Here is a 25952-nt window from a genome sequence, read left to right on the forward strand (position 1 = left end):
GCCCCCATACCCAGCGCCTGGCCATGCCGGGCGCTTTCCATGCCACAGGTGAAAGCCGTCCTCCGGATCAGGGATAATGATCCCGGCAAACGGAGCGCCCATGATCCACCTGTGTCCCTCTTCCCATCTCGCCGAAGGCAACAGCCGCGGCTTCCTCGTCGATGAGCGGCGGCTGTTCGCGGTGCGTCGCGACGGCCGCGCCTACATCTACCTGAACCGCTGCCCGCATCGCGGCATCCCGTTGGAGTGGCAGCCCGATGCCTTCCTCGACGACAGCGCCAGCCTGATCCGTTGCGCCAGCCACGGCGCGCTGTTCCTCATCGAGTCCGGCGAGTGCGTCGCCGGCCCCTGCGCTGGCGAGCGCTTGCGCGCCCTGCCCTGCCGGGAAGACGCCGAAGGCCTCTGGGTGGAGCTGGACGACTGACCCAACGGGGGATGGGCGGCAAGCCGCGAGGCAACGGCTAGGCTTGCGGCACAAAGATAAAAAAGAGGAAGGAACGCGCCATGCGCCGATTCAGCCTGCGCTTCGTCCTGCTGCTCCTGTTCGGCCTGCTGCTCTATGCCTGCCGCAATGAACCGGGCCCCGTACGGCTCGCCCCTGGCGTAACAGCGGCGGATTACCGGACTTTCTTCATCCAGGCGGTACGCGCCGAGGGGCACCGCATCGACTTCGAGGAGCGTTTCGATACGGCCGTGCGCCGCGCCCTGGAGGCCAAGGGCTATCGCTACCACGCGGAACACGGCGACCTGCGGGTGATCTACGCCCTCGGCCTGCAACGCCAGCCGGGCCTGGAAATGCGCCCGGTGATCACTCAGGATGGCGTCTTCACCCAGACCCAACTGACCGAAGACACCGAGGCCAGGCTGGCGCTGCGCATCCTTGACGAAAGCAACGGCAGGGTCCTTCTGGAAAGCGTGCTGAGCCGCCAACTGCACGATCCGGCGCTGACCCAGGAAGCGTTCGACCGCGGCGTCGCGCAGTTGCTGAAGGACTTCCCGAGTCGCAGTCAACCTTGAATGTCACAGGCCGTCGAAGTCGTCCTCGCGACGCTCGGCGCTCTCGCCGGGTGCCGACAGCCGGGGCGGCCGCCGTTGCAGCCACCACAGGGCGGCGATCTCCAGGGCAGCCATTGCGCCGCGGAACAGCAGGCCGAACAGGTTGCCGTCGGCCTCCATCCCGCCCTCGATCCAGGCAATCAATAGCCGCGACAGGGTCAGGATCGATTGCAGCAGCACTACCAGGATCAACGCCGGCTGCACCAGCGAAGCCCGGCGCAGGGCGAACAGCAGGAACAACGCCAGGGCGAACTGATGGCCGCCATAGAACACCCGCGCATCGCTGACCGCCGAAGGCTCCATCAGCAGCATGCCACTGAGATTGGCCATCTCGTAGGGACGCACCCAGTACAGCACTCCCAGCGCGCCCCATACCAGCGCCTGAACCAGCAAAACCAAACGGGCGAAGAGCATCCCCTTTCTCCTCGGGCCTGTTGCCCCCAGCGGTCAGTTCGACACCGGCGGCGAACGCCCCGGCAACCCTAAGGACAGCAGACCCAAACCGCGCCGACGAGTTCGCTGCGACAATCCGTCCCTGCCCAACGGCAACCCGGCGCGGCGGGCAGCGCATCGCTTCGTCACAAGTGGATACAGCTCACCGGCTGGGTGGCGGCGGGTGCCAGCGGTATGCTCCCGGCATTCGCTCGCAGCAAGGAGAATCCCATGCGCCGCTTCGCCCCCCTGGCCGTCCTGGCCGCCACCCTGCTCCACGGTTCCCTGGTCCAGGCCGCCGAACCGCTGGCCATCGACGTCCACCGCGACGCCAACTGCGGCTGCTGCAAGGACTGGATCAAGCACCTCGAAGCCAACGGTTTCAAGGTCACCGACCATGTGGAAGCAGACATGAGCGCAGTCAAGAGCCGTCTCGGCGTGCCCTACAGCATGGGCTCCTGTCATACCGGAGTGATCGACGGCAAGTTCGTCGAAGGCCACGTGCCGGCAGCCGACATCCTCAAGCTGCGCGAACGCGCCGACCTGGTCGGCGCCGCCGTACCGGGCATGCCGGTCGGCTCGCCGGGCATGGAAATGGGCGACCGCCAGGACGCCTACCAGGTCGTCGGCCTGACCAGGAGCGGCCAGGCCTCGGTACTGGCGGAGTACCCGGGACGCTAACGAAAACGCCGTTTTCCCCAGGGAAAACGGCGTTTTTCCTTGTAGCAGGACGTGAGGATCACTCCGCCAGGCTATCGACCTTCCTCTGCGGCGACAGCAGCCCGTCGGCGCGGAACATCGCCTTGATCCCGCGCACCGCCTGGCGCAGGCGGTCGCGGTTCTCGATCAGGGCGAAACGCACATGATCGTCGCCGTAGTCGCCGAAGCCGATCCCCGGCGACACCGAGACCTTGGCGTCCTGCAACAGCTTCTTGGCGAACTCCAGCGAGCCCAGATGCACGTAGGGCTCGGGGATCTTCGCCCAGACGTACATCGAGGCCTTCGGGTTCTCCACCATCCAGCCGGCCTCGCGCAGCCCCTTCACCAGGACGTCGCGGCGCTGCTGGTACTGCCGGGCGATATCGCGGACGCACTGCTGGTCGCCTTCCAGAGCGGCAATGGCCGCCACCTGCAGGGGCGTGAAGGTGCCGTAGTCGTGGTAGCTCTTGATCCGCGCCAGGGCCGAGACCAGCTCGGGATTGCCGACCATGAAGCCGATCCGCCAGCCGGCCATGTTGTAGCTCTTCGACAGGGTGAAGAACTCCACGGCGATATCCTTGGCACCCGGTACCTGCATGATCGACGGCGCTTTCCAGCCGTCGTAGACGATGTCTGCATAGGCCAGGTCGTGCACGACCATCACGTCGTACTGCTTGGCCAGCGCCACCACGCGCTCGAAGAAGTCCAGCTCGACGCACTGCGCGGTAGGGTTGGAGGGGAAACCGAGAATCATCATGCGCGGCTTGGGAATCGATTCGCGGATCGCCCGTTCCAGCTCGTTGAAGAAATCGATGCCCGGCACCAGCGGCACCGAGCGCACCTGGGCGCCGGCGATCACCGCACCGTAGATGTGGATCGGATAGCTCGGGTTGGGCACGAGGATGGTGTCGCCATGGTCGAGGGTCGCCAGCATCAGGTGCGCCAGGCCTTCCTTGGAGCCGATGGTGACGATGGCTTCGCTTTCCGGGTCGATCTGCACGTCGTAGCGGTCACGGTACCAGTGCGAGATGGCCCGGCGCAGGCGCGGGATGCCACGCGAGGTGGAGTAGCCATGGGTGTCTTCGCGCTGGGCGACGGTGCAGAGCTTCTCGACGATATGCGGCGGGGTCGGCCCGTCGGGATTGCCCATGCTCAGGTCGATGATGTCCTCGCCACGGCGACGAGCGGCCATCTTCAGTTCGGCGGTGATATTGAAAACGTAGGGGGGAAGGCGGTCGATGCGCGCGAAACGGCGCGCAGGGCGTGATTCAGCCATGCTGTCCTCGGAGTAACGTAAGCGCCCGGAACCGTCCGAGCGACGCCGACCGCTGCGGCGGCCTGGAAAGCGCAAGCCAGGCGCTTTCTTGTCGGCGAACATAAAGGCCGATAGGCTGCTTGTCGAGTCCCCCCTCGCGTTTTTCATTCCATTTCACAGGAAAAGGCCCATGTCCCGACGCTACTGGCAACTCGATGTGTTCGACGAGCGTCCGCTCACCGGCAACGGTCTGGCCGTATTCGACGACGCCAGCGCCCTCGATGACGCCGCCATGCAGGCCTGGACCCGCGAACTGCGCCAGTTCGAGTCGATCTTCCTGCTGCCGGGCGACGACCCACGGGCCTTCCGCGCACGGATCTTCACCCTGGAGGAAGAACTGCCGTTCGCCGGCCACCCGCTGCTCGGCGCCGCCGCCCTGCTCCATCACCTGCGCGGCGGCGACAACGAACAGCACTGGACGCTGCACCTGGCCAGCAAGTCGGTGGCCCTGCGCAGCGTGCGGGCGGGCAGCGGTTTCTACGCCGAGATGGACCAGGGCCGCGCCGAATTCGGCGCCACCCCGGACGCCGGGACCTGCCGCTGGTTCGCCGAAGCCTTCTCGCTATCGGCCAACGACCTGTCCGGGCATCCGCCGCGGGTGGTGAGCACCGGCCTGCCCTACCTGCTCCTGCCGGTGACCGCCGAGGCACTGGGTCGAGCCCGTCAGGTCAACGATTTGCAAGAAGCCCTGGATAAACTCGGCGCGGCGTTTGTCTATCTGCTCGACGTCGACGGGCGCGAGGGCCGCACCTGGGACAACCTGGGGCTGGTGGAAGACGTGGCTACCGGCAGCGCTGCCGGTCCGGTCGCCGCCTACCTGGTGGAATACGGGCTTGCCGCGCGCGGCGAACCCTTCGTCCTGCACCAGGGACGCTTCCTCGACCGGCCGAGCCGACTCGACGTCCAGGTCGCGACAGACGGCGGCGTCAGGGTCGGCGGCCACGTCCAACTGCTCGCCCGCGCCGAGCTGCTGACCTCGGCCTGACGGTCGGGGTGGCGCTGGCGGCGGACGACGACAACACTGAAGAAGCGAAACGTACAGGAGAACCGCCATGCTCTGGCGCAAAGGACGACGCAGTGACAACGTGATTGATGCCCGGGGCGAAGGAGGCGCAGGCGGCGGTGGCGGCATGCGCATCGGCGGCAAGGGCCTCAGCCTGGGTGGGGTGGCCATCGTGGTGGTGGTCGGCCTGCTGATGGGCCAGGACCCGATGCAGATCCTCGGGTCGCTGCTCGGCCAGATGGACAGCCCGGCGCCGGCCACCCAGCAGCAGGCCGGCGGTCGGGCCCCGGCGGCCAATGACGAGCAGAGCGAGTTCGTCCGCTCGATCCTCGGCGACACCGAGGACACCTGGGAACAGATCTTCGCCAGCGGCCAGGCACAATACCAACAGCCCAAGCTGGTGCTGTTCAGCAATGGGGTGAATTCCGCCTGCGGCTTCGCCTCGTCGGCCACCGGGCCGTTCTACTGTCCGGCCGACCGCCGGGTCTACCTCGACCTGGAGTTCTTCCGCGAGATGGAACAGCGCTTCTCCGCCGCCGGCGACTTCGCCCAGGCCTATGTGATCGCCCACGAGGTCGGCCACCACGTGCAGAACCTGATGGGCATCTCGGCCAAGATCAACGCAGCCCGCCAGCGCGGCGCGCGCATGGAGGGCGCCAACGGCCTGTCGGTACGCCAGGAACTGCAGGCGGACTGCTTCGCCGGGGTCTGGGCCAACCGTGCACAGCAGCGGCTGAACTGGCTGGAGCCGGGCGACATCGAAGAAGCCCTGAACGCCGCCAACGCCATCGGCGACGATCGCCTGCAACGCCAGGGCCGCGGCATGGTGGTGCCGGATTCCTTCACCCATGGCTCCTCGGCGCAACGCATGCGCTGGTTCAAGACCGGCTTCGAGAGCGGCTCGCCGGCCAGTTGCGATACCTTCAAGGCCCAGACGCTCTGAGCCTCGCCGCCAGCCGGGCGCTTAGCGCCCCGGCTGGCTTCCCAGCGCATTCAACTGATCGGCCAGTTCCCTGGCCTCGTAGACCGAAGCCAACCCGTCGAGATAGACCTTGCCGTTGCGGATCGGCTCGCGCACCCGCGGCGCCAGGCGCAGGCGCCCGTCCACCAGTACCGCGAGAGTGCGCCCCCGGGCCTCGCCGGTCAGCGCGGCCAGGCGGCGGGCGGCCGGTTCGGTGAAGGTGACTTCGACGCCGGGTCGACCGTTCTGGTCGTACAGGACCTCGGCGCGGAGTACGTCAGCCTGGGTCAGGCTGGGCTTCAGCGCCACCAGCATGGCCTTGCCCTGCGGGTCGGCCAGGGTGCGGAACGCCGCGGAAGGCGTGCTGGCGGTGGCATAGACCCCGAAGCTGTGCTGCGGGATCGGCAGCGGATCGCTGGCGCAGGCGGCCAGCAGCAGCGCCAGGCCCAGCGGAAGGAGTGCGAGTTTCGAGCGTTTCATGATGAGGTACTGCAGAAAACCTGGGCGGAGCGTCCGTCCGGACGCCAACGCCTATGTTAACGCCGCCCGCGCCGGGCGGGCGAGCAGGCCCTTCCGCGAAGCGACGATCGACTAGACTGGCGGAAATTCACCCATCTCCCGCGAACTGGTATGATGCGCGCCTTTTCGAGCCGTATGAACCCCACGCAGGCCGCCGCGAGGCCCCTGGCGTGCGTGGGTCGTTTCATGCGGCTCGCGCATTTTCGGGACTCAGCCGTCTGCCGGGATCGTTCGCGATACCGCGCCGACGAGACAGCGATGCAACGCCCGCCACGCGGAAATTCGGTTTTCCCTGGTCGGCGGCCGGCTCCGCGGCCGGCCACTTCTGCTGGCGCCATGGGGATCGTTGCAGAGCACATTCAGGGGAATCCAACATGCTGGAAAAGCTGTTTCAACTAAAGGCGCACAACACCACGGTGCGCACCGAGATCCTGGCGGGGATCACCACCTTCCTGACCATGGCCTACATCCTCTTCGTCAACCCGAGCATCCTCGGCGAGACCGGCATGGACAAGGGCGCGGTGTTCGTCGCCACCTGCCTGGCAGCGGCCATCGGCTCGACCATCATGGGCCTGATCGCCAACTACCCGATCGCCCTGGCCCCCGGCATGGGCCTCAACGCCTTCTTCACCTACACCGTGGTGCTGCACATGGGCCACAGCTGGCAGGTCGCGTTGGGCGCAGTGTTCATTTCCGCCACCATGTTCTTCCTGCTGTCGATCTTCCGCATCCGCGAATGGATCATCAACAGCATCCCCCTGCCGCTGCGCTCGGCGATCGCCGCCGGTATCGGCCTGTTCCTCGCACTGATCGCCCTGCAGAACGCCGGCATCGTGGTGGACAACCCGGCAACCCTGATCGGCATGGGCGACCTGACCAAGCCGGCACCGATCCTCGCCACCCTCGGCTTCATCCTGATCGTCGCCCTGGAGGCGCGTAGCGTCACCGGCGCGGTGCTGATCGGTATCCTGGTGGTCACCGCCATCGCCATCCTGCTCGGCGTGACCCAGTTCGGCGGCGTGGTCTCGATGCCGCCGTCGCTGGCGCCGACCTTCCTCCAACTGGACATCAAGGGCGCGCTGGACATCGGCCTGGTCAGCGTGATCTTCGCCTTCCTCTTCGTCGACCTGTTCGACAACTCCGGCACCCTGATCGGCGTCGCCAAGCGCGCCGGACTGATGGGCAAGGACGGCCACATGCCGAAGATGGGCCGCGCGCTGATCGCCGACAGTACCGCCGCCATGGGCGGCTCGCTGCTGGGCACCTCGACCACCACCAGCTACATCGAGTCCGCCGCGGGCGTCAGCGCCGGCGGCCGCACCGGCCTGACCGCCATCGTCGTCGCCATCCTGTTCCTCCTCGCGCTGTTCTTCGCCCCGCTGGCCGGCAGCGTACCGGCCTTCGCCACCGCCCCGGCGCTGCTCTTCGTCGCCGTACTGATGGCCTCGGGCCTGGCAGAGATCGACTGGGAAGACATCACCGTCGCCGCGCCGGTGGTCGTCACCGCGCTGGCCATGCCGTTCACCTATTCGATCGCTACCGGCATCGCCTTCGGCTTCATTTCCTGGACCGCGATCAAGGTGCTGTCCGGGCGCTGGCGCGAACTGAACCCGGCGCTGGTGATCCTCTCCGTGCTGTTCGTGATCAAGCTGGGCTTCTTCAACGCATGAGCCGTCCACAGTTCGACCCCAGCGCCTACGCCGCGCAACTGGAAGACAAGAAGTCCCGCCTCGCCGGATTGCTGGCCCCATTCGCGGCACCCGCGCCGGAGGTCTTCGAGTCGCCGCGCGAACATTACCGGCTGCGCGCCGAATTCCGCCTGTGGCGGGAAACCGGCAACGAGAAGCGTCACTACGCGATGTTCGAGCAGGGCGACAAGCACACGCCGATCCTGATCGAGGATTTCCCCATCGCCAGCCGCCGCATCAACGAACTGATGCCGCGCCTGAAGGCGGCCTGGGCCGACCCGGCGCTGGGCTTCAAGCTGTTCCAGGTGGAGTTTCTCACCACCCTGGCCGGCGACGCGCTGATCACCCTCTGCTACCACCGGCCGATCGACGACGCCTGGCGACAGGCAGCGGAAAAGCTCGCGGCGGAACTGGGCGTGAACCTGGTGGGGCGTTCGCGCGGCAAGCGCATCGTCGTCGGACGCGACTATGTGGAGGAGGAACTGTCGGTCGCCGGCCGGCGCTTCCGCTACCGCCAGCCCGAGGGGGCTTTCACCCAGCCCAACGGCGAGGTCAACCAGAAGATGCTCGGCTGGGCCTACGAGGCGCTCGGCCAGCGCGACGACGACCTGCTCGAACTGTACTGCGGCAACGGCAACTTCACCCTGCCCCTGGCCACCCGGGTACGCAAGGTGCTGGCCACCGAGATCAGCAAGTCCTCGGTCAATGCGGCGCTGGCCAACCTGGCCGACAACGCGGTGGACAACGTCAGCCTGGTGCGCCTGTCGGCCGAAGAGCTGACCCAGGCGCTGAACGAGGTTCGCCCGTTCCGCCGCCTGGCCGACATCGACCTGAAGAGCTACGCCTTCGGCAGTGTCTTCGTCGATCCGCCACGAGCCGGCATGGATCCGGACACCTGCGAGCTGGCCCGACGCTTCGAGCGCATCCTGTACATTTCGTGCAACCCGGAAACCCTGGCGCAGAACATCGCCCAACTGCACGACACGCACCGGATCAGCCGCTGCGCGCTGTTCGACCAGTTCCCCTACACCCACCACATGGAAAGCGGCGTCCTGCTCGAACGCCGCTGAGAGTGGCCGCGCCCCACGGCGCGGCTGTGCCTCAGAGTCGCACCGGGAGGCGCCGCGCCAGGTGCAATCCTTCCGTCGTCACCTCGGCGCCATAGGCCAGCACCTCGACGCCCGCTTGCGCCGCCTCGCGCAACGCCTTGCCATAGGCTGGATCGATCTCGTCGGCGGGGCGCACCGCCTCGACCCCGGAAAGGTTCACGCAGTACAGCTGCACCGCGCGGATCCCCTCCCGCGCCAGCGCCGCCAGTTCGCGCAGGTGCTTGGCGCCGCGCAGCGTCACCGCGTCGGGAAAGGCCGCCACGGCGGTTTCGTCGAAGCCCAGGGTGACGCTCTTCACCTCGATGAACAGTGCGCCCGTGGGGTATTCCAGGCGAAAGTCGGCGCGACTGTTCTCCACGCCGTAGGCCACTTCCCGGCGCAGAGCGGTGAAACCGGCAAGCTCCGCGATGTCCCCGGCCAGCAGCGCCTCCTCTACCAGGCGGTTGGCCCGCGCCGTGTTGACGCAGGCCAGGCGGCCCTGCGGAGTCTCGCTCAGCTCCCAGGTCCCCGGCAGCTTGCGCTTGGGGTCGTTGGAGCGGCTGAACCAGACCCGGCAACCTTCGCTCATGCAATTGAGCATCGAACCGGTATTCGGACAGTGGATAGTCAGGCGCTCGCCGCCGGCGCTCTCGATATCGGCGAGGAAACGCTTGTAGCGACGCAGCAGGCGGCCTTCTTCCAGTGGCTGCTCGAAACGCATCAGGGCCGCCAGTTCTTCAGGCCGCGGGCGATCCGCTCCACCGCTTCCTGCAGGCGCGGCAGGTTCTGGGTATAGGCGAAACGCACGTGGTGGCCGGCCTGGTGGCGGCCGAAATCCAGCCCCGGAGTGAAGGCCACGTGCTCGGTCTCGATGAAGTGCTTGCAGAAGGCGTAGGCATCGCCGCCGAACGCACTGATATCGGCGTAGAGATAGAAGGCGCCTTCCGGCTCCACGGCGATTCCGAAACCCAGCTCGCGCAGGGCCGGCAGGAGGAAGTCGCGACGGCGGGCGAACTCTTCGCGACGCTCTTCGAGAATGGCGATGGTGGTCGGCTCGAAACAGGCCAGCGCGGCCTGCTGGGCCATGCTCGGCGCGCTGATGTAGAGGTTCTGCGCCAGCTTCTCCAGTTCAGGCACCGCCGCTGTCGGCGCCACCAGCCAGCCCAGGCGCCAGCCGGTCATGCCGAAATACTTGGAAAAACTATTCAGGACGAAAGCGTCGTCGTCGACTTCCAGCACCGACGCGGCGTCCACGCCATAGGTCAGGCCGTGATAGATCTCGTCCACCACCAGGTGCCCGCCGCGGGCCTTCAAGGCGCCCGACAGGCCGGCCAGTTCGTCGCGATCGAGCAGGGTCCCGGTCGGATTCGCCGGCGTCGCCACCAGAGCGCCTACACTGTCTGAATCCCAGTGCCGCTCGATGAGATCCGGTGTCAGTTGGTAACGGCTGTCCGGCCCCACCGGCACCAGTTGCGCGGCGCCTTCCACCAGGCGCAGGAAATGCCTGTTGCACGGGTAGCCCGGGTCGGCGAGCAACCAGTGGCGGCCGGGGTCGACCAGCAAGCTGCTGGCCAGCAGCAGGGCTCCGGAACCGCCCGGAGTGACCAGCACGCGCTGTGGGTCGAGGTCGACCCCGTAGCGTTCGCCGTAGAATTTCGCGATCGCCTCGCGCAGCGCCGGCAGGCCGCGGGCGGCGGTGTAGCGGGTATGCCCGGCGGCCAGGGCGGCGCGCCCGGCCTCGACGATCGGCTCGGCCGTGGTGAAGTCCGGCTCGCCGATCTCCAGGTGGATCACATCGTGGCCGGCGGCCTGCAACTCGTTGGCCCGCGCCAGCAGGGCCATGACATGGAAAGGCTCGATGGCCCGACTGCGCGCGCTATAGGAGGTAGCCATGGATATTCCGAACTTTGCGAGGAAAAACCGATTCTAACCAAGCCATTACGCGGGCGACACCAGCCTCGACAACCGGGAGTAGCGCCAAGGTTATCGTTCTGGTAAGTTCGCCCGCTTGCGACCGCGGGGCCGGAGAGCCGGCGAGGGAACCCTGCCGCGGACAGGATTAGCGAAAGTGAGAGGCGGCCATTCATGTCCACCAAAGCAAAACAACAGAGCAGCCAGCAGATGACCCGCGGCTTCGAACCCTATCAGGAAACCAAGGGCGAGGAGTACATGAGCGAGCGCATGCGCGCGCACTTCACCGCGATCCTGAACAAATGGAAACAGGAGCTGATGGAAGAGGTCGACCGTACCGTGCATCACATGCAGGACGAAGCGGCCAACTTCCCCGATCCGGCCGACCGCGCCAGCCAGGAAGAAGAATTCAGCCTGGAACTGCGCGCCCGCGACCGCGAGCGCAAGCTGATCAAGAAGATCGACGAGACCCTGCAACTGATCGAAGACGAAGAGTACGGCTGGTGCGACTCCTGCGGCGTCGAGATCGGCATCCGTCGCCTGGAGGCGCGCCCCACCGCGACCCTCTGCATCGACTGCAAGACCCTCGCGGAAATCCGCGAGAAGCAACTCGGCTCCTGAGCCGGACCGACGGGGCGCCAAGGCGCCCCGTTTCGTTTCCGCCGTTCCCCGCCGCACCGCCCGCGCCATGACCTCTTCCTATGTAGGCCGCTTCGCCCCGACGCCCAGCGGCTACCTGCATTTCGGTTCCCTGGTGGCGGCCGTCGCCTCCTACCTGGACGCACGTGCCGTCGGCGGCCGCTGGCTGGTGCGCATGGAGGACCTCGACCCGCCCCGCGAAGTCCCGGGCGCCCAGCAGGCGATCCTGGAAACCCTGGAGCGCTACGGCTTCGAATGGGACGGCGCGGTGGAGCGGCAGAGCGAACGCTTCCCGGCCTACGCCGCAGTGGTCGAGCAACTGCTGCGCAGCGGCCTGGCCTACGCCTGCACTTGCTCGCGCAAGCAGCTTGAGGGATTCGCCGGGATCTACCCGGGCTTCTGCCGCGACGCCGGGCACGCCCGCGAGGATGCGGCGATCCGCCTGCGCGTGCCGGAGCTGGAATATCGCTTCGTCGACCGCGTGCAGGGCGAAGTCCGCCAGCATCTCGGCCGCGAGGTCGGCGATTTCGTCATCCAGCGCCGCGATGGCTTCTACGCCTACCAACTGGCGGTGGTGCTGGACGACGCCTGGCAGGGCATCACCGACATCGTCCGCGGCGCCGACCTGCTCGACTCGACCCCGCGCCAGCTTTACCTCCAGGAATTGCTGGGGTTGAGCCAGCCGCGCTACCTGCACGTGCCGCTGATCGTCCAGCCGGACGGGCACAAGCTCGGCAAGTCCTACCGCTCCCCGCCACTGCCCGCCGAGCAGGCCGCCGCGCCGCTGACCCGCGCCCTGCGCGCGCTCGGCCAGCGGCCGCCGGCCGAACTGGCCCAGGCCAGCGCCAGCGAGGCGCTGGCCTGGGGCGTCGCGCACTGGGACGCCACGCGCATCCCGCGCTGCGCTACCCTTCCCGAGGAACGCCTGTAGCCCGCCCGGCGGCTTGCCGGCACCCACCCGCAGCCTGTAGCCTGCCGGCCCAAGCATGAGGGAAGCGGCATGTACATCTACCGACTGGTCCTGCTCCTGGTCGTGGGCATCTATCTCTTTTCCCCCGCCATCATGGACTGGTGGATCGACCCCAACGGCGCCTGGTACCGCCCGTACCTGCTGTGGCTGATCCTCATCGTGGTCACTTTCATCCTGCAGAGCCAGCGCGATGCTGACGAGCTTTAGCCTGACCCAGCTGATCCTGATCAGCGTCGCCTACCTCTCCACCCTCTTCGGCATCGCCTGGATCACCGAGCGCGGCTACGTGCCGCGCCGGCTGGTACGCCACCCGCTGGTCTACACCCTGTCGCTGGGCGTCTACGCCAGTGCCTGGGCGTTCTACGGCACGGTAGGCCTGGCCTACCAGTACGGCTACGGGTTCCTCGCCATCTACCTGGGGATTTCCGGGGCCTTCCTGCTCGCCCCGGTGCTGCTCTATCCGATCCTCCGGGTGACACGCGCCTACCAGCTGTCCTCGCTGGCCGACCTCTTCGCCTTCCGTTTCCGCAGTACCTGGGCCGGCGCCCTGACCACGCTGTTCATGCTGATCGGCGTGCTGCCGATGCTGGCCCTGCAGATCCAGGCGGTCACCGACTCGATCAGCATTCTCACCCGCGACCCGGCCCAGGAGCGGGTCGCATTCGTCTTCTGCACCCTGATCACCCTGTTCGCGATCCTCTTCGGCGCTCGCCACATCGCCACCCGCGAACGCCACGAGGGACTGGTGTTCGCCATCGCCTTCGAGTCGCTGGTCAAGCTGGTGATGCTCGGCAGTATCGGCCTCTACGCCCTGTACGGCGTCTTCGGCGGGCCGGAAGGCCTGGAAGTCTGGCTGCTGCAGAACCAGACCGCGCTGACCACCCTGCACACGCCGCTGGCCGAAGGTCCATGGCGAACGCTGCTGCTGGTGTTCTTCGCCGCGGCCATCGTGATGCCGCACATGTTCCACATGATCTTCACCGAGAACCTCAACCCGCGCGCGCTGATTTCCGCCAGTTGGGGCCTGCCGCTGTTCCTGCTGCTGATGAGCCTGGCGGTACCGCCGATCCTCTGGGCCGGGCTGCGCCTCGGCGCCTCGACCACACCGGAGTACTACACCATCGGCCTCGGCCTGGCGGTGGACAGCCCGGCCCTGGCCCTGGCCGCCTTCATCGGCGGCATCTCCGCCGCCAGCGGGCTGACTATCGTGATGACCCTGGCGCTCTCGGGAATGGTCCTCAACCACCTGGTGCTGCCGCTCTACCAGCCGCCGGCGCAGGGCAACATCTACCGCTGGCTGAAATGGACCCGGCGCCTGCTGATCGTCGCCATCATCATGGCCAGCTACGCCTTCTACCTGCTGCTGGGCGCCGAACAGGACCTCTCCAACCTGGGCATAGTGTCCTTCGTCGCCACCCTGCAATTCCTTCCCGGCGCCCTCTCGGTGCTGTACTGGCCGACCGCCAACCGCCGTGGCTTCATCTCCGGGCTGATCGCCGGCATGCTGGTCTGGGCGATCACCATGCTGCTGCCCCTGATGGGGAACGTACAGGGCCTGTACCTGCCGCTGTTCGACGTGATCTACGTGCTGGACGATTCGAACTGGCACCTGGCGGCGCTGTCCTCGCTGGCGGCCAACGTGCTGGTATTCACCCTGGTGTCGCTGTTCACCGAGGCCAGCGACGAGGAAAAAGGCGCCGCCGAGGCCTGCGCGGTGGACAACGTACGCCGTCCGCAACGCCGCGAACTGTTCGCCGGTTCGCCGCAGGAGTTCGCCAGCCAGTTGGCCAAGCCGCTGGGCGCCAAGACCGCGCAGAAGGAGGTCGAGCAGGCCCTGCGCGATCTCCACCTGCCCTTCGACGAACGTCGCCCCTATGCCCTGCGTCGCTTGCGCGACCGCATCGAGGCGAACCTTTCCGGGCTGATGGGACCCAGTGTCGCCCAGGACATCGTGGAGACCTTCCTTCCCTACAAGACCAGCGAAGAAAGCTACGTCACCGAGGACATCCACTTCATCGAGAGCCGCCTGGAGGACTATCACTCCCGGCTGACTGGCCTGGCTGCCGAACTCGACACCTTGCGCCGCTACCACCGGCAGACCCTGCAAGACCTGCCGATGGGCGTCTGCTCCCTGGCCAAGGACCAGGAAGTGTTGATGTGGAACCGCGCCATCGAGGAACTCACCGGGGTCGGCGCGCAGAAGGTCGTCGGTTCGCGCCTGTCGGCCTTGCCCGAACCCTGGAAGGGCCTGCTGGAACGTTTCATCGACGCCCCCGACGAGCACCTGCACAAGCAGCGCCTGGTCTACGACGGCCACACCCGCTGGCTGAACCTGCACAAGGCGGCCATCGAGGAACCCCTGGCGCCGGGCAACAGCGGCCTGGTGCTACTGGTGGAAGACCTCACCGAAACCCAACTGTTGGAAGACAAGCTGGTCCACTCCGAGCGCCTGGCTTCCATCGGCCGCCTTGCCGCCGGGGTGGCCCACGAGATCGGCAATCCGATCACCGGCATCGCCTGCCTGGCGCAGAACCTGCGCGAGGAACGCGAAGGCGACGGCGAGCTGACCGAGATCAGCGAGCAGATCCTCGACCAGACCAAGCGCGTATCGCGCATCGTCCAGTCGTTGATGAGCTTCGCCCACTCCGGCAGCCACCTGCAGGCCCTGGAACCGGTGTGCCTGAGCGAAGTCGCCCAGGAGGCCATCGGACTGCTGTCGCTGAACCGGCGTAGCGTCGAAGTAGAGTTCTTCAACCTCTGCGATCCGGCGCACTGGGTCGAGGGCGACTCGCAGCGCCTGGCCCAGGTGCTGATCAACCTGCTCTCCAATGCTCGCGACGCCAGCCCGCCGGGCGGCGCGATCCGGGTCCGCAGCGAAGCCTCGGAACATACCGTGGACCTGGTCGTCGAGGACGAGGGCAGCGGCATCCCGAAGGCGATCATGGACCAGTTGTTCGAACCGTTCTTCACCACCAAGGACCCCGGCAAGGGGACCGGGCTCGGCCTCGCACTGGTCTATTCGATCGTGGAAGAGCATTATGGACAGATAACCATCGAGAGCCCGACGGATCACCAGCGAGAATGCGGCACCCGCTTCCGCGTGACCCTGCCGCGGCACCCTGGCCCGACGGCCGAGCTGTAGACGAGCACGTCGAGAGAGCTGAATACATGGCACATATTCTGATCGTCGAAGACGAAACCATTATCCGATCTGCATTGCGACGCCTGCTGGAGCGCAACCAGTACCAGGTCAGCGAAGCCGGCTCGGTGCAGGAAGCCCAGGAGCGCTACACCATCCCCTCCTTCGACATGGTGGTCAGCGACCTGCGCCTGCCGGGCGCCCCCGGCACCGAACTGATCAAGCTCGCCGAAGGCATTCCGGTGCTGATCATGACCAGCTACGCCAGCCTGCGTTCGGCGGTGGATTCGATGAAGATGGGCGCGGTGGACTACATCGCCAAGCCTTTCGACCACGACGAAATGCTCCAGGCCGTGGCGCGCATCCTCAAGGACCGCCAGGAGAACCGCAGCGCGGCCCCGGTCTCCGCCAACGGCGGCAAGGCCGGCGGCGAGCGCGGCGCCAGCCCGGCGGCAGCCGACGGCGAGATAGGCATCATCGGCTCCTGTGCGCCGATGCAAGAGCTGTACAGCAAGATTCGCAAGGTCGCGCCGACCGACTCTACGGTACTGATCCAGGGCGAGTCCGGCACCGGCAAGGAACTGGTCGCCCGCGCCCTGCACAACCTGTCGAAGCGCGCCAAGGCGCCGCTGATCTCGGTGAACTGTGCGGCGATTCCGGAAACCCTGATCGAATCCGAGCTGTTCGGCCATGAAAAAGGCGCCTTCACCGGTGCCAGCGCCGGGCGCGCCGGGCTGGTCGAAGCGGCCGACGGCGGCACCCTGTTCCTCGACGAGATCGGCGAACTGCCGCTGGAGGCCCAGGCCCGCCTGCTGCGCGTATTGCAGGAAGGCGAGATCCGCCGGGTCGGCTCGGTGCAATCGCAGAAGGTCGACGTGCGCCTGATCGCCGCCACCCACCGCGACCTGAAAACCCTGGCCAAGACCGGGCAATTCCGCGAAGACCTCTATTACCGCCTGCATGTGATCTCGCTGAAGCTGCCCGCCCTGCGCGAGCGTGGCAACGACGTGATGGAGATCGCCCGCGCCTTTCTGGCTCGCCAGTGCACCCGGATGGGGCGCGCGCCGCTCAGCTTCGCCCACGACGCCGAACAGGCGATCCGCCATTACCCATGGCCGGGCAACGTGCGCGAACTGGAAAACGCCATCGAGCGGGCGGTGATCCTCAGCGAGAGCCAGGAAATCCACGCCGACCTGCTGGGTATCGACATCGAGCTGGACGACCTCGAGGACGACTTCGCCGCCGACCTCGGCCTCGGCCCGGCGGGCGCCGCGGCCAGCAACCACGAGCCCACCGAGGACCTTTCGCTGGAAGACTACTTCCAGCACTTCGTCCTCGAGCACCAGGACCACATGACCGAGACCGAGCTGGCCCGCAAGCTGGGCATCAGCCGCAAATGCCTGTGGGAACGCCGCCAGCGCCTGGGCATTCCGCGGCGTAAATCAGGGGCCTCGGCCGACTCGTAACACCCTGCAACCTGTTACCGCGGACGTACCGCGTAACAGAAACCGGGTTCATCGGTAACGGGAACCCGGTTTTTTTGTGCCCTCCGCCGACCCACCGAAAACCTCAACCCCTTGATTTTACTGGGTTTCGAAAAACTGGCACGGCATCTGCTTATGTATTGGCACAACAACAATAACAAGCAACGACGAAGACAATAAAAACAACACGTAACGACTCCAGCACAACAAAAACAAAATCGCGGAGGCGCAGCTAACTGATTCTTTTGGAGAGGAGTTGCTGTCGGGACCCGTCCCGCAGCCAGTCGGAAGAAGAATAAAACTGCCTTGAGGCAGCGCACAGACTGGTTGGATCGCTCGACGATCATGGCAGCATCAGCGACCAAAGCAATCCGTTTGCTATTGAACTCCCAGCCTGGGAGATATCCCTGAAGCGACTGGCTCAAGGGACGGGTCGACAAACAAAAACAACAAGCCCGAAATCATAATAAAAACAAAGCACGCACCTACTTGGGGGGGAGCTTCGGCTCCCCCAGTAGCTTCACCCCCTCCCTCCGTTTTCCCCGTTTTTCCTTCGCCTTACACCATTTCCCCATCCAATGCTAGAATCCGCGCAGACTATGCGGCCATCCGCATGCCTTGCCAGATTCACCGCAGCCTTCCCGGCCCTCTCCCGCTTCGCGGGAACAGGATGTACGGCCCCTGTTCGTTTCTGTCAGGATGCATGGCGCAGTCGGTTCCGGCGCCCGGGACGCCCTGTGCGTCGCGGGGCCAAACATTCAACGGGTACAGAACACGCCTCGCCCGAGAGGTCCTGATAATGCCGCAGCATTACCCGACGTCCGTCCTGTTTGAGCAACGCAGGCGTGCAATCACCCACATCGTGCTCCCGATAACACATCCATGCTGAAAAAGCTGATCCAGACCATTCGTTCCCCCCTGCGCCGTCCGCGCGCCGTCCGTACAACCCCGGAAGTCATCGGTAACAACCAGCACTCCCTGCGCCGGGACCAGTTCAGCCGGAACGCCGTCAAGGTCGTCGAGATCCTCCAGCGGGCCGGCTACCAGGCCTACGTGGTCGGGGGCTGCGTACGCGACCAGATGCTCGGCATCGCTCCCAAGGACTTCGATGTCGCCACCAGCGCCACGCCGGAGCAGGTCCGCGCCGAATTCCGCAACGCGCGGATCATCGGCCGCCGCTTCAAACTGGTACACGTGCACTTCGGCCGCGAGATCATCGAGGTCGCCACCTTCCGCGCCCATCATCCGGAAGGCCAGGACGATGGCGATAGCCGCGCGTCCAGCAACGAAAGCGGCCGCATCCTGCGCGACAACGTCTATGGCAGCCTGGAAGACGACGCCCAGCGCCGTGACTTCACCATCAATGCCCTGTACTTCGACGTCACCAGCGAGCGGCTGCTGGACTACGCCAATGGCGTTCACGACATCCGCAATCGCCTGATCCGCCTGATCGGCGATCCGGAGCAGCGTTATCTGGAAGACCCGGTGCGGATGCTGCGGGCGGTACGTTTCGCCGCCAAGCTCGACTTCGAGATCGAGAAGCACAGCGCCGCGCCGATTCGCCGGCTGGCCCCGCTGCTGCGGGAAATCCCTTCGGCGCGCCTGTTCGACGAGGTGCTCAAGCTGTTCCTCGCCGGCCGGGCCGAGCGCACTTTCGAACTGCTGGTCGAGTACGAACTGTTCGCGCCGCTGTTCCCGGCCAGCGCCAAGGCACTGCAGGCCAACCCCGACTACACCGGCAAGCTGATCCGCCAGGCCCTGGCCAATACCGATGCGCGTATTCGCCAGGGCAAGCCGGTAACCCCGGCCTTCCTCTTCGCCGCGCTGCTCTGGCCGGCCCTGCCGGCGCGCGTCGCGCAGTTGCAGGAGAAAGGCATGCCGGCTATCCCGGCGATGCAGGAAGCCGCCCACGAACTGATCAGCGAACAGTGCCAGCGGATTGCCATTCCCAAGCGTTTCACCCTGCCGATCCGCGAGATCTGGGATATGCAGGAACGTCTGCCGCGACGCCAGGGCAAGCGCGCCGACCTGCTCCTGGAAAACCCGCGCTTCCGCGCCGGCTACGACTTCCTCCTGCTGCGCGAAAGTGCCGGCGAGGAAACCGAAGGACTCGGCCAATGGTGGACCGATTACCAGGAAGTCAGCGACAGCGAGCGGCGCAACATGATCCGCGACCTGGTCAGCCAGGAAGACGGCAGCGCCCCGCGCAAGCGTCGCCGCGGCGGCAACAGCGGCCGTCGGCGCCGCGGGCCGCGCAAGGAAGGCAGCGGCGGAAGCGGCGAATGATCCAGCGCGTCTACGTGGCGCTGGGCAGCAACCTGGCCGAACCGCGCGAGCAGATCCAGGCTGCCCTCGATGCCTTCGAGCGGCTTCCCGAGACCCGCCTGGTCGCCGTCTCGCCGCTCTATATCAGCGACCCGCTCGGCCCCGCCGACCAGCCGCGCTTCGTCAACGGCGTGGCGGCCCTCGACACCAACCTGGCGCCGCTCGACCTGCTCGACGCCCTGCAGGCCATCGAACTGGAACAGGGGCGCGTCCGCGACCTGCGCTGGGGTCCGCGCACGCTCGACCTGGACATCCTGCTGTTCGGCGAACAATTGCTCGACCTGCCGCGCCTGAAGGTGCCGCACTACCACATGCAGGCGCGCGCTTTCGTGCTCTATCCCCTCGCCGATCTCGCCCCCGACCTGCGCCTGCCCGATGGCCGCCACCTGCCGGAGCTGCTCGCGGCCTGTCCGTTCGAGGGCATCGAACGCCTTCCGGGCGCCTGACCCTGCCTGCCCGCCGCTGCGCGGATACCTCGCGGCGGGCTCTTCACACTGTTACCGAAAAGCTGACGAAGGACGCCGCGGATGGGCGTACACTGCGCGCGCAACCGCAGGCAGCGCGGCGTTCGGCAGTGGCAGTAACGCCGTAACAATGCGGTAACACCTGCAATTGACTTCGAGCCACCCCATCCGGACTATAAGTGGCCGTTTGCCCCGCGCCGGCTCATCACCGGCCCACCGAGGAGCCTTTCCATGCCTGATGTAACCCTGACCACCCTGCAAGGGTTGAAGCAGAGCGGCGAGAAGATCGCCATGCTGACCTGCTACGACGCCACCTTCGCCCACACCGCCAGCCAGGCCGGCGTGGACGTGCTTCTGGTCGGAGATTCGCTCGGAATGGTATTGCAGGGTCACGACAGCACCCTGCCGGTCAGCAACGAGGAAATGGCCTATCACACGGCCTGCGTGAAACGCGGTAACAAAGGTTCCCTGATCGTCACCGACCTGGCCTTCGAATCCAGCCATTCCGTGGCCCAGACCCTTGCCGACGCGGTCCGCCTGATGCAGGCCGGCGCACACATGGTCAAGCTGGAGGGTGGGGCCTGGCTGGCGGAGCCGATCGCCCGCCTGGCACAGATGGGCGTGCCGGTCTGCGCGCATCTCGGCCTGACCCCGCAGGCGGTCAACCTGTTCGGCGGCTTCAAGGTCCAGGGCCGCCAGGAAACCCAGGCGCGCCAGTTGCGCGCCGATGCCATCGCCCTGGAGCAGGCCGGCGCCGCCATGCTGCTGCTGGAGTGCGTGCCCAGCGTGCTGGCCGAAGAGATCACCCAGGCGGTGAAGATCCCGGTGATCGGGATTGGCGCCGGTGCGGCGACCGATGGCCAGGTGCTGGTCATGCACGACATGCTCGGTCTCTCGCTGACCGGCCGCTCGCCCAAGTTCGTCAAGGATTTCATGCAAGGCCAGGAGAGCATCCCGGCCGCCATCGCGGCCTATGTCCGCGCCGTCAAGGACGTGTCCTTCCCCGCCGCCGAACACGGATTCAACGCATGAACACCGTCAAGACCGTCCGTGAACTGCGCGCCGCGGTGGCGCGCGCCCGCAGCGAAGGCAAGCGCATCGGCTTCGTGCCGACCATGGGCAACCTCCACGCCGGCCATGCCGCGCTGGTAAAGAAAGCCGGCGAACGCGCCGACTTCGTGGTCGTCAGCATCTTCGTCAACCCGCTGCAATTCGGCCCCAGCGAAGACCTCGACACATACCCGCGAACCCTCGCAGCCGACCAGGAACGCCTGCTCGAAGCCGGCTGCCACCTGCTGTTCACCCCGACCGTCGAGGAAATGTACCCCGACGGCATGGACGGGCAGACCCGCATCCATGTTCCCGGCGTCTCCGAAGGCCTTTGCGGCGCCAGTCGTCCCGGCCATTTCGAAGGCGTGGCGACCGTGGTCAGCAAGCTGCTGAACATGGTCCAGCCGGACCTCGCGCTGTTCGGCGAAAAGGATTTCCAGCAGTTGGCGGTGATCCGCAAGCTGGTCCGCGACCTCAACCTGCCGGTGCAGATCTTCGGCGAGCCGACGGTGCGTGCCGCCGATGGCCTGGCGTTGTCCTCGCGCAACGGTTACCTCGACGAGCAGCAGCGCGCCGCCGCCCCGGCGATCTACCGCACCCTGCGGCAGCTCGGCGAACGCATCCGCGCCGGCGCCGAGGACTTCCCGGCATTGCTCGCCGACGCCCGCCAGGCCCTGGAACAGGCCGGGCTGCGCCCCGACTACCTGGAAATCCGCGAGCCGATCAGCCTGCGCCCCGGGGTACCCGGCGACCGCCAACTGGTGATCCTGGTCGCCGCCTACCTGGGCAGTACGCGGCTGATCGACAACCTCTCAGTCCACCTCGATTGACGCATGCCGAGCCCCCGGTTCCCGGGGGCTTGAGCGCTCACCACGGACTCGCCATACTCTGCCGCCCCCCGCGGACCCGATAGGAGTCGCCCCATGCACGCCATCATGCTCAAAGCCAAGTTGCATCGCGCCGAAGTCACCCATGCCGTCCTCGACTACGAAGGCTCCTGCGCCATCGACGGCGATTGGCTGGACCTCTCCGGAATCCGCGAGTACGAACAGATCCAGATCTACAACGTCGACAACGGCGAGCGCTTCACCACCTATGCGATCCGCGCCGAGAACGGCTCGAAGATGATCTCGGTGAACGGCGCCGCGGCACACAAGGCCAAGGTCGGCGACCGCGTGATCATCTGCGCCTACGCACACTACAGCGAAGCCGAACTGGCCAGCCACAAGCCGCGCATGCTGTACATGGCGCCGGGCAACCAGCTCAGCCATACCAGCGAGGCGATTCCGATACAGGTCGCCTGACCTCGCCCCCTCTGGATAAAGCCCGGTTTCATCCGGGCTTTTTCATGTTCAAATAAGTGCGCCATCGAATTCCAACCAGAAGGTCAGCCATGAAGCACCACCTCACTCCGCTGGATGCCACGCAACTCGACAGTTGGCGCGCCCTGGCCGCCCATCGCCAGGAACTGCAGGACTTCAGGATGCGCCAGGCGTTCATCGACGATCCGGAGCGCTTCAAGCGGTTTTCCTTCAGCGCCTGTGGGCTGTTCCTCGACTTTTCGAAGAACCTGATTCGCCAGGACACCATCGACCTGCTGGTGAAGCTGGCCGAGGAAGCACGGCTGAGCGACGCGATCCGGGCGATGTTCGACGGCGAGGCGATCAATGCCTCCGAGCGCCGACCGGTACTGCATACCGCGCTGCGTCGACCGATCGGCGACAAGGTGCTGGTCGATGGCGTCGACGTGATGCCGGAAGTCCACCGCGTCCTGCACCAGATGACCGAGCTGGTGGGCTACGTGCACAACGGCCTGTGGCGCGGCTATACCGAAAAGCCGATCACCGACGTGGTGAACATCGGCATCGGCGGCTCCTTCCTCGGCCCGCAACTGGTATCCGAAGCCTTGCTGCCGTTCGCCCAGAAAGGCGTGCGCTGCCACTACCTGGCGAACATCGACGGTAGCGAGTTCCATGAACTGGCCAGCCGCCTGAACGCCGAGACCACCCTGTTCATCGTTTCCTCCAAGTCCTTCGGGACCCTGGAAACCCTGAAGAACGCCCAGGCCGCACGCGCCTGGTACCTGGCCCAGGGCGGCACCGAGGAAGAGCTTTACCGCCATTTCATCGCCGTCTCCAGCAACAAGGAAGCCGCGATCGCCTTCGGCATCCGCGAGGAAAACATCTTCCCCATGTGGGACTGGGTCGGCGGCCGCTACTCGCTGTGGTCGGCCATCGGCCTGCCGATCGCCATGTCCATCGGCATCTCCAACTTCAAGGAACTGCTGTCCGGCGCCTACAACATGGACCAGCATTTCCAGACCGCGCCGTTCGAACGCAACATCCCGGTGCTGCTCGGCCTGCTCGGCGTCTGGTACGGCGACTTCTGGGGCGCGAACAGCCACGCGATCCTGCCCTACGACTACTATCTGCGGAATATCACCGACCACCTGCAACAACTGGACATGGAATCCAACGGCAAGAGCGTGCGCCAGGACGGCACGCCGGTCACCAGCGGCACCGGGCCGGTGATCTGGGGTGGTGTCGGCTGCAACGGCCAGCACGCCTACCATCAGTTGCTGCACCAAGGCACCCAGTTGATCCCGGCGGACTTCATCGTCCCGGTGAGCAGCTACAACCCGGTGGCCGACCATCACCAGTGGCTGTACGCCAACTGCCTGTCGCAGAGCCAGGCGCTGATGCTCGGCAAGAGCCGCGAGGAGGCCGAGGCCGAACTGCGCGCCAAGGGCCTGCCGGAAGCCGAAGTGCAGCGCCTGGCGCCGCACAAGGTGATTCCGGGCAACCGACCGAGCAACACCCTGGTGGTCGAGCGCATCAGCGCCCGCCGCCTCGGCGCGCTGATCGCCATGTACGAGCACAAGGTCTACGTACAGAGCATCCTCTGGGGCATCAACGCCTTCGACCAATGGGGCGTGGAGCTTGGCAAGGAACTCGGCAAGGGTGTCTATTCGCGCCTGGTCGGCAGCGAGGAAACCCCGGCCGAGGACGCCTCGACCCAAGGCCTGATCGACTTCTTCCGCGGCCGCCATCGCGGCTGATCCGCCTCTCCCCAAAGCCCGGCCCTAGGCCGGGCTTTTTCATTCCGTCCGGCGATTGACCCCGGCGCCTTCCCCGCTCGCGCCTTTGGCACTTGAACATGGCTCTCGCCTGGCCCACCCTTGGTCGAACCTGGAGAGGGGCCGCGTGCGGTCTCTCGACACCTTGCGGAGCAGAAAAACAAAGGAAACCGCCATGTTCGAGATCAGCGTCCACCCGGTGCCGGACGCCGTCCGCCAGCGTGCCTACCTGAACGACGACGACTACCAGCGCCTGTACCGCCAATCCGTCGAGAACCCCGACGAGTTCTGGGGCGAGCAGGCCAAGGCCTTCCTCGATTGGTTCAAGCCCTGGCACAGCGTCCACCACGGCGACCTGAGGAAAGGCCAGGCCACCTGGTTCAAGGGCGGCCAGTTGAACGTCGCCTACAACTGCATCGATCGCCACCTGGAACGCCGCGGCGAACAGATCGCGATCGTCTGGGAAGGCGACAACCCCAGCGAATCCGCGCACATCACCTACCGCAAGCTGCACCACAACGTCTGCCGCCTGGCTAACGTGCTGAAGAGCCGCGGCGTGGAAAAGGGCGACCGGGTCTGCATCTACATGCCGATGATTCCCGAGGCCGCCTACGCCATGCTCGCCTGCGCCCGTATCGGGGCGGTGCACTCGGTGGTGTTCGGCGGCTTCTCGCCGGACTCGCTGCGCGACCGCATCCTCGATGCCGACTGCCGCACCGTGATCACCGCCGACGAGGGCGTGCGCGGCGGCAAGTACATCCCGCTGAAGCAGAATGTGGAAAAGGCACTGAAGGACTGCCCGGACGTCTCTACCGTGGTGGTGGTCGAGCGCACCCAGGGCGACATACCCTGGGTCGAAGGCCGCGACATCTGGTACCACGAGGCGCTCCACGCGGCCTCAGCCGACTGCCCGGCGGAAGCGATGGACGCCGAGGACCCGCTGTTCATCCTCTATACCTCCGGCAGCACCGGCAAGCCGAAGGGCGTGTTGCACACCACCGGGGGCTACCTGCTCGGCGCGGCGATGACCCACAAGTACGTGTTCGACTACCACGATGGCGACGTCTACTGGTGCACCGCCGACGTCGGCTGGGTCACCGGACACAGCTATATCGTCTACGGCCCGCTGGCCAACGGCGCCACCACCCTCATGTTCGAGGGCGTGCCCAACTACCCGGACGCCTCGCGCTTCTGGCAGGTGATCGACAAGCACCAGGTGAATATCTTCTACACCGCGCCGACCGCGATCCGCGCGCTGATGCGCGAAGGCGACGCCCCGGTCCGCCAGACCTCGCGCAGCAGCCTGCGCCTGCTCGGCTCGGTGGGCGAGCCGATCAACCCGGAGGCCTGGGAGTGGTACTACCAGGTGGTCGGCGAGAAGCGCTGCCCCATCGTCGATACCTGGTGGCAGACCGAGACCGGCAGCATCCTGATCACCCCGTTGCCCGGCGCCACTGCGCTAAAGCCAGGCTCGGCTACCCGCCCGTTCTTCGGCGTGCAACCCGTGCTGCTCGACGAGAAAGGCAAGGAAATCGACGGCGCGGGCAGCGGCGTACTGGCGATCAAGGCCAGTTGGCCGAGTCAGATCCGCAGCGTCTACGGCGACCACCAGCGGATGATCGACACCTACTTCAAGCCCTACCCCGGGTATTACTTCAGCGGCGACGGCGCGCGCCGCGACGAAGACGGCTACTACTGGATCACCGGCCGGGTCGACGACGTGATCAATGTCTCCGGACACCGGATCGGCACCGCCGAGGTCGAGAGCGCGCTGGTCCTGCACGATGCGGTGGCCGAGGCGGCAGTGGTCGGCTGCCCGCATGACGTGAAGGGCCAGGCCATCTACGCGTTCGTCACCCTGATGGCCGGCAGTCAGCCCAGCGAGGCGCTACAACAGGAATTGCTGGCCCTGGTCGGCAAGGAGATCGGCAGCTTCGCCAAGCCGGATCACCTGCAATGGGCGCCCAGCCTGCCGAAGACCCGCTCCGGCAAGATCATGCGGCGTATCCTGCGCAAGATCGCCTGCAACGAGCTGGACAGTCTCGGCGATACCTCGACCCTGGCCGATCCGGGAGTGGTGCAGGGGTTGATCGACAACCGCCTCAACCGCTGACCCGCGCAACCGTCCCGCCG

24 protein-coding genes are annotated in these 25952 nt (G+C 66.3%); 19 read left to right on the plus strand and 5 right to left on the minus strand.

Features of this window, described 5'->3' with window-relative positions:
- Positions 1 to 76: 76 nt before the first annotated feature.
- Both LJF27_RS00110 and LJF27_RS00115 read left to right on the plus strand, forming a co-directional pair.
- Positions 77 to 424, plus strand: coding sequence for a Rieske (2Fe-2S) protein (locus tag LJF27_RS00110; RefSeq protein WP_003121065.1), 348 nt, complete (start codon positions 77 to 79; stop codon positions 422 to 424).
- Positions 425 to 504: 80 nt separating this feature from the next.
- Positions 505 to 1017: a DUF4136 domain-containing protein gene (locus tag LJF27_RS00115; RefSeq protein WP_003100166.1), complete on the plus strand. Its 513-nt coding sequence runs from the start codon at positions 505 to 507 to the stop codon at positions 1015 to 1017.
- Between the two features lie 3 nt (positions 1018 to 1020).
- Here LJF27_RS00115 and LJF27_RS00120 read toward each other — a convergent pair whose 3' ends face one another.
- Positions 1021 to 1470 carry a DUF4345 family protein gene (locus LJF27_RS00120; protein WP_023116775.1) on the minus strand — a complete coding sequence of 150 codons (450 nt, stop codon included), beginning with the start codon at positions 1468 to 1470 and terminating at the stop codon, positions 1021 to 1023.
- Positions 1471 to 1719: 249 nt separating this feature from the next.
- Between LJF27_RS00120 and LJF27_RS00125 the strand changes: the two genes are divergently transcribed.
- Entirely contained in the window at positions 1720 to 2169 is a 450-nt protein-coding gene (locus LJF27_RS00125; RefSeq protein WP_003095106.1) for a DUF411 domain-containing protein, read from the plus strand.
- Between the two features lie 58 nt (positions 2170 to 2227).
- Here LJF27_RS00125 and alaC read toward each other — a convergent pair whose 3' ends face one another.
- Positions 2228 to 3463 carry an alanine transaminase gene (gene alaC / locus LJF27_RS00130; protein ID WP_023103540.1) on the minus strand — a complete coding sequence of 412 codons (1236 nt, stop codon included), beginning with the start codon at positions 3461 to 3463 and terminating at the stop codon, positions 2228 to 2230.
- A gap of 169 nt (positions 3464 to 3632) precedes the next feature.
- Here alaC and LJF27_RS00135 point away from each other — a divergent pair, with 169 nt between their 5' ends.
- On the plus strand, positions 3633 to 4487 hold the full coding sequence (locus LJF27_RS00135; RefSeq protein ID WP_023116776.1) for a PhzF family phenazine biosynthesis protein: 855 nt from the start codon (positions 3633 to 3635) through the stop codon (positions 4485 to 4487).
- Positions 4488 to 4554: 67 nt separating this feature from the next.
- Positions 4555 to 5448 carry a neutral zinc metallopeptidase gene (locus LJF27_RS00140; protein WP_003095112.1) on the plus strand — a complete coding sequence of 298 codons (894 nt, stop codon included), beginning with the start codon at positions 4555 to 4557 and terminating at the stop codon, positions 5446 to 5448.
- Between the two features lie 21 nt (positions 5449 to 5469).
- On the opposite strand, the gene LJF27_RS00145 is transcribed toward LJF27_RS00140, so the two are convergent.
- Positions 5470 to 5946, minus strand: a complete 477-nt coding sequence (locus LJF27_RS00145) for a SecDF P1 head subdomain-containing protein (RefSeq protein ID WP_003100175.1) — start codon at positions 5944 to 5946, stop codon at positions 5470 to 5472.
- 413 nt (positions 5947 to 6359) lie between these two features.
- On the opposite strand from LJF27_RS00145, the gene LJF27_RS00150 reads away from it, so the two are divergent.
- Entirely contained in the window at positions 6360 to 7655 is a 1296-nt protein-coding gene (locus LJF27_RS00150) for an NCS2 family permease (RefSeq protein ID WP_003095114.1), read from the plus strand.
- Positions 7652 to 8743, plus strand: a complete 1092-nt coding sequence (trmA, locus tag LJF27_RS00155; protein WP_003116071.1) for a tRNA (uridine(54)-C5)-methyltransferase TrmA — start codon at positions 7652 to 7654, stop codon at positions 8741 to 8743. Before LJF27_RS00150 ends, trmA begins: the two co-directional genes overlap by 4 nt.
- 31 nt (positions 8744 to 8774) lie before the next feature.
- On the opposite strand, the gene sfsA is transcribed toward trmA, so the two are convergent.
- Positions 8775 to 9482 (minus strand): DNA/RNA nuclease SfsA, encoded by a 708-nt coding sequence (sfsA, locus tag LJF27_RS00160; protein WP_003100180.1) that lies wholly within the window; start codon positions 9480 to 9482, stop codon positions 8775 to 8777.
- Entirely contained in the window at positions 9482 to 10654 is a 1173-nt protein-coding gene (locus tag LJF27_RS00165) for a pyridoxal phosphate-dependent aminotransferase (protein WP_003113459.1), read from the minus strand. The genes sfsA and LJF27_RS00165 overlap by 1 nt, the downstream gene beginning before the upstream one ends.
- 192 nt (positions 10655 to 10846) lie before the next feature.
- Here LJF27_RS00165 and dksA point away from each other — a divergent pair, with 192 nt between their 5' ends.
- From dksA to acs, 12 genes are all read left to right on the plus strand, one after another.
- Positions 10847 to 11293, plus strand: coding sequence for an RNA polymerase-binding protein DksA (gene dksA, locus LJF27_RS00170; RefSeq protein ID WP_003095122.1), 447 nt, complete (start codon positions 10847 to 10849; stop codon positions 11291 to 11293).
- Positions 11294 to 11360: 67 nt separating this feature from the next.
- Positions 11361 to 12242, plus strand: a complete 882-nt coding sequence (gluQRS, locus tag LJF27_RS00175) for a tRNA glutamyl-Q(34) synthetase GluQRS (protein ID WP_003146131.1) — start codon at positions 11361 to 11363, stop codon at positions 12240 to 12242.
- A 69-nt stretch (positions 12243 to 12311) separates the two neighbouring features.
- The gene (locus LJF27_RS00180) at positions 12312 to 12488 is read left to right on the plus strand and encodes a hypothetical protein (protein WP_003095129.1); all 177 of its coding nucleotides are present in this window, start codon (positions 12312 to 12314) and stop codon (positions 12486 to 12488) included.
- On the plus strand, positions 12472 to 15423 hold the full coding sequence (cbrA, locus tag LJF27_RS00185; RefSeq protein WP_014834135.1) for a two-component system sensor histidine kinase CbrA: 2952 nt from the start codon (positions 12472 to 12474) through the stop codon (positions 15421 to 15423). Before LJF27_RS00180 ends, cbrA begins: the two co-directional genes overlap by 17 nt.
- Positions 15424 to 15449: 26 nt before the next feature.
- A complete protein-coding gene (gene cbrB / locus LJF27_RS00190) occupies positions 15450 to 16886 on the plus strand; it encodes a two-component system response regulator CbrB (protein ID WP_003095138.1) in 1437 nt (478 codons plus the stop codon).
- 900 nt (positions 16887 to 17786) lie between these two features.
- Positions 17787 to 19190 carry a polynucleotide adenylyltransferase PcnB gene (locus tag LJF27_RS00195; protein WP_003095142.1) on the plus strand — a complete coding sequence of 468 codons (1404 nt, stop codon included), beginning with the start codon at positions 17787 to 17789 and terminating at the stop codon, positions 19188 to 19190.
- A complete protein-coding gene (gene folK, locus LJF27_RS00200) occupies positions 19187 to 19675 on the plus strand; it encodes a 2-amino-4-hydroxy-6-hydroxymethyldihydropteridine diphosphokinase (RefSeq protein WP_003095144.1) in 489 nt (162 codons plus the stop codon). Before LJF27_RS00195 ends, folK begins: the two co-directional genes overlap by 4 nt.
- A 249-nt stretch (positions 19676 to 19924) precedes the next feature.
- Positions 19925 to 20725 (plus strand): 3-methyl-2-oxobutanoate hydroxymethyltransferase, encoded by an 801-nt coding sequence (gene panB, locus LJF27_RS00205; RefSeq protein ID WP_003095147.1) that lies wholly within the window; start codon positions 19925 to 19927, stop codon positions 20723 to 20725.
- Complete coding sequence (gene panC, locus LJF27_RS00210) at positions 20722 to 21573, plus strand: pantoate--beta-alanine ligase (RefSeq protein ID WP_003457159.1); 852 nt, start codon at positions 20722 to 20724, stop codon at positions 21571 to 21573. The genes panB and panC overlap by 4 nt, the downstream gene beginning before the upstream one ends.
- A gap of 93 nt (positions 21574 to 21666) precedes the next feature.
- Complete coding sequence (panD, locus tag LJF27_RS00215; RefSeq protein ID WP_003095150.1) at positions 21667 to 22047, plus strand: aspartate 1-decarboxylase; 381 nt, start codon at positions 21667 to 21669, stop codon at positions 22045 to 22047.
- An 89-nt stretch (positions 22048 to 22136) separates the two neighbouring features.
- Positions 22137 to 23801 (plus strand): glucose-6-phosphate isomerase, encoded by a 1665-nt coding sequence (pgi, locus tag LJF27_RS00220; protein ID WP_003100194.1) that lies wholly within the window; start codon positions 22137 to 22139, stop codon positions 23799 to 23801.
- A 193-nt stretch (positions 23802 to 23994) separates the two neighbouring features.
- Positions 23995 to 25932, plus strand: a complete 1938-nt coding sequence (acs, locus tag LJF27_RS00225) for an acetate--CoA ligase (protein WP_003095161.1) — start codon at positions 23995 to 23997, stop codon at positions 25930 to 25932.
- The last annotated feature ends 20 nt before the right edge of the window (positions 25933 to 25952 follow it).

This window comes from Pseudomonas sp. 203-8, assembly GCF_020708595.1.
Classification (GTDB): Bacteria; Pseudomonadota; Gammaproteobacteria; order Pseudomonadales; family Pseudomonadaceae; genus Pseudomonas; species Pseudomonas aeruginosa.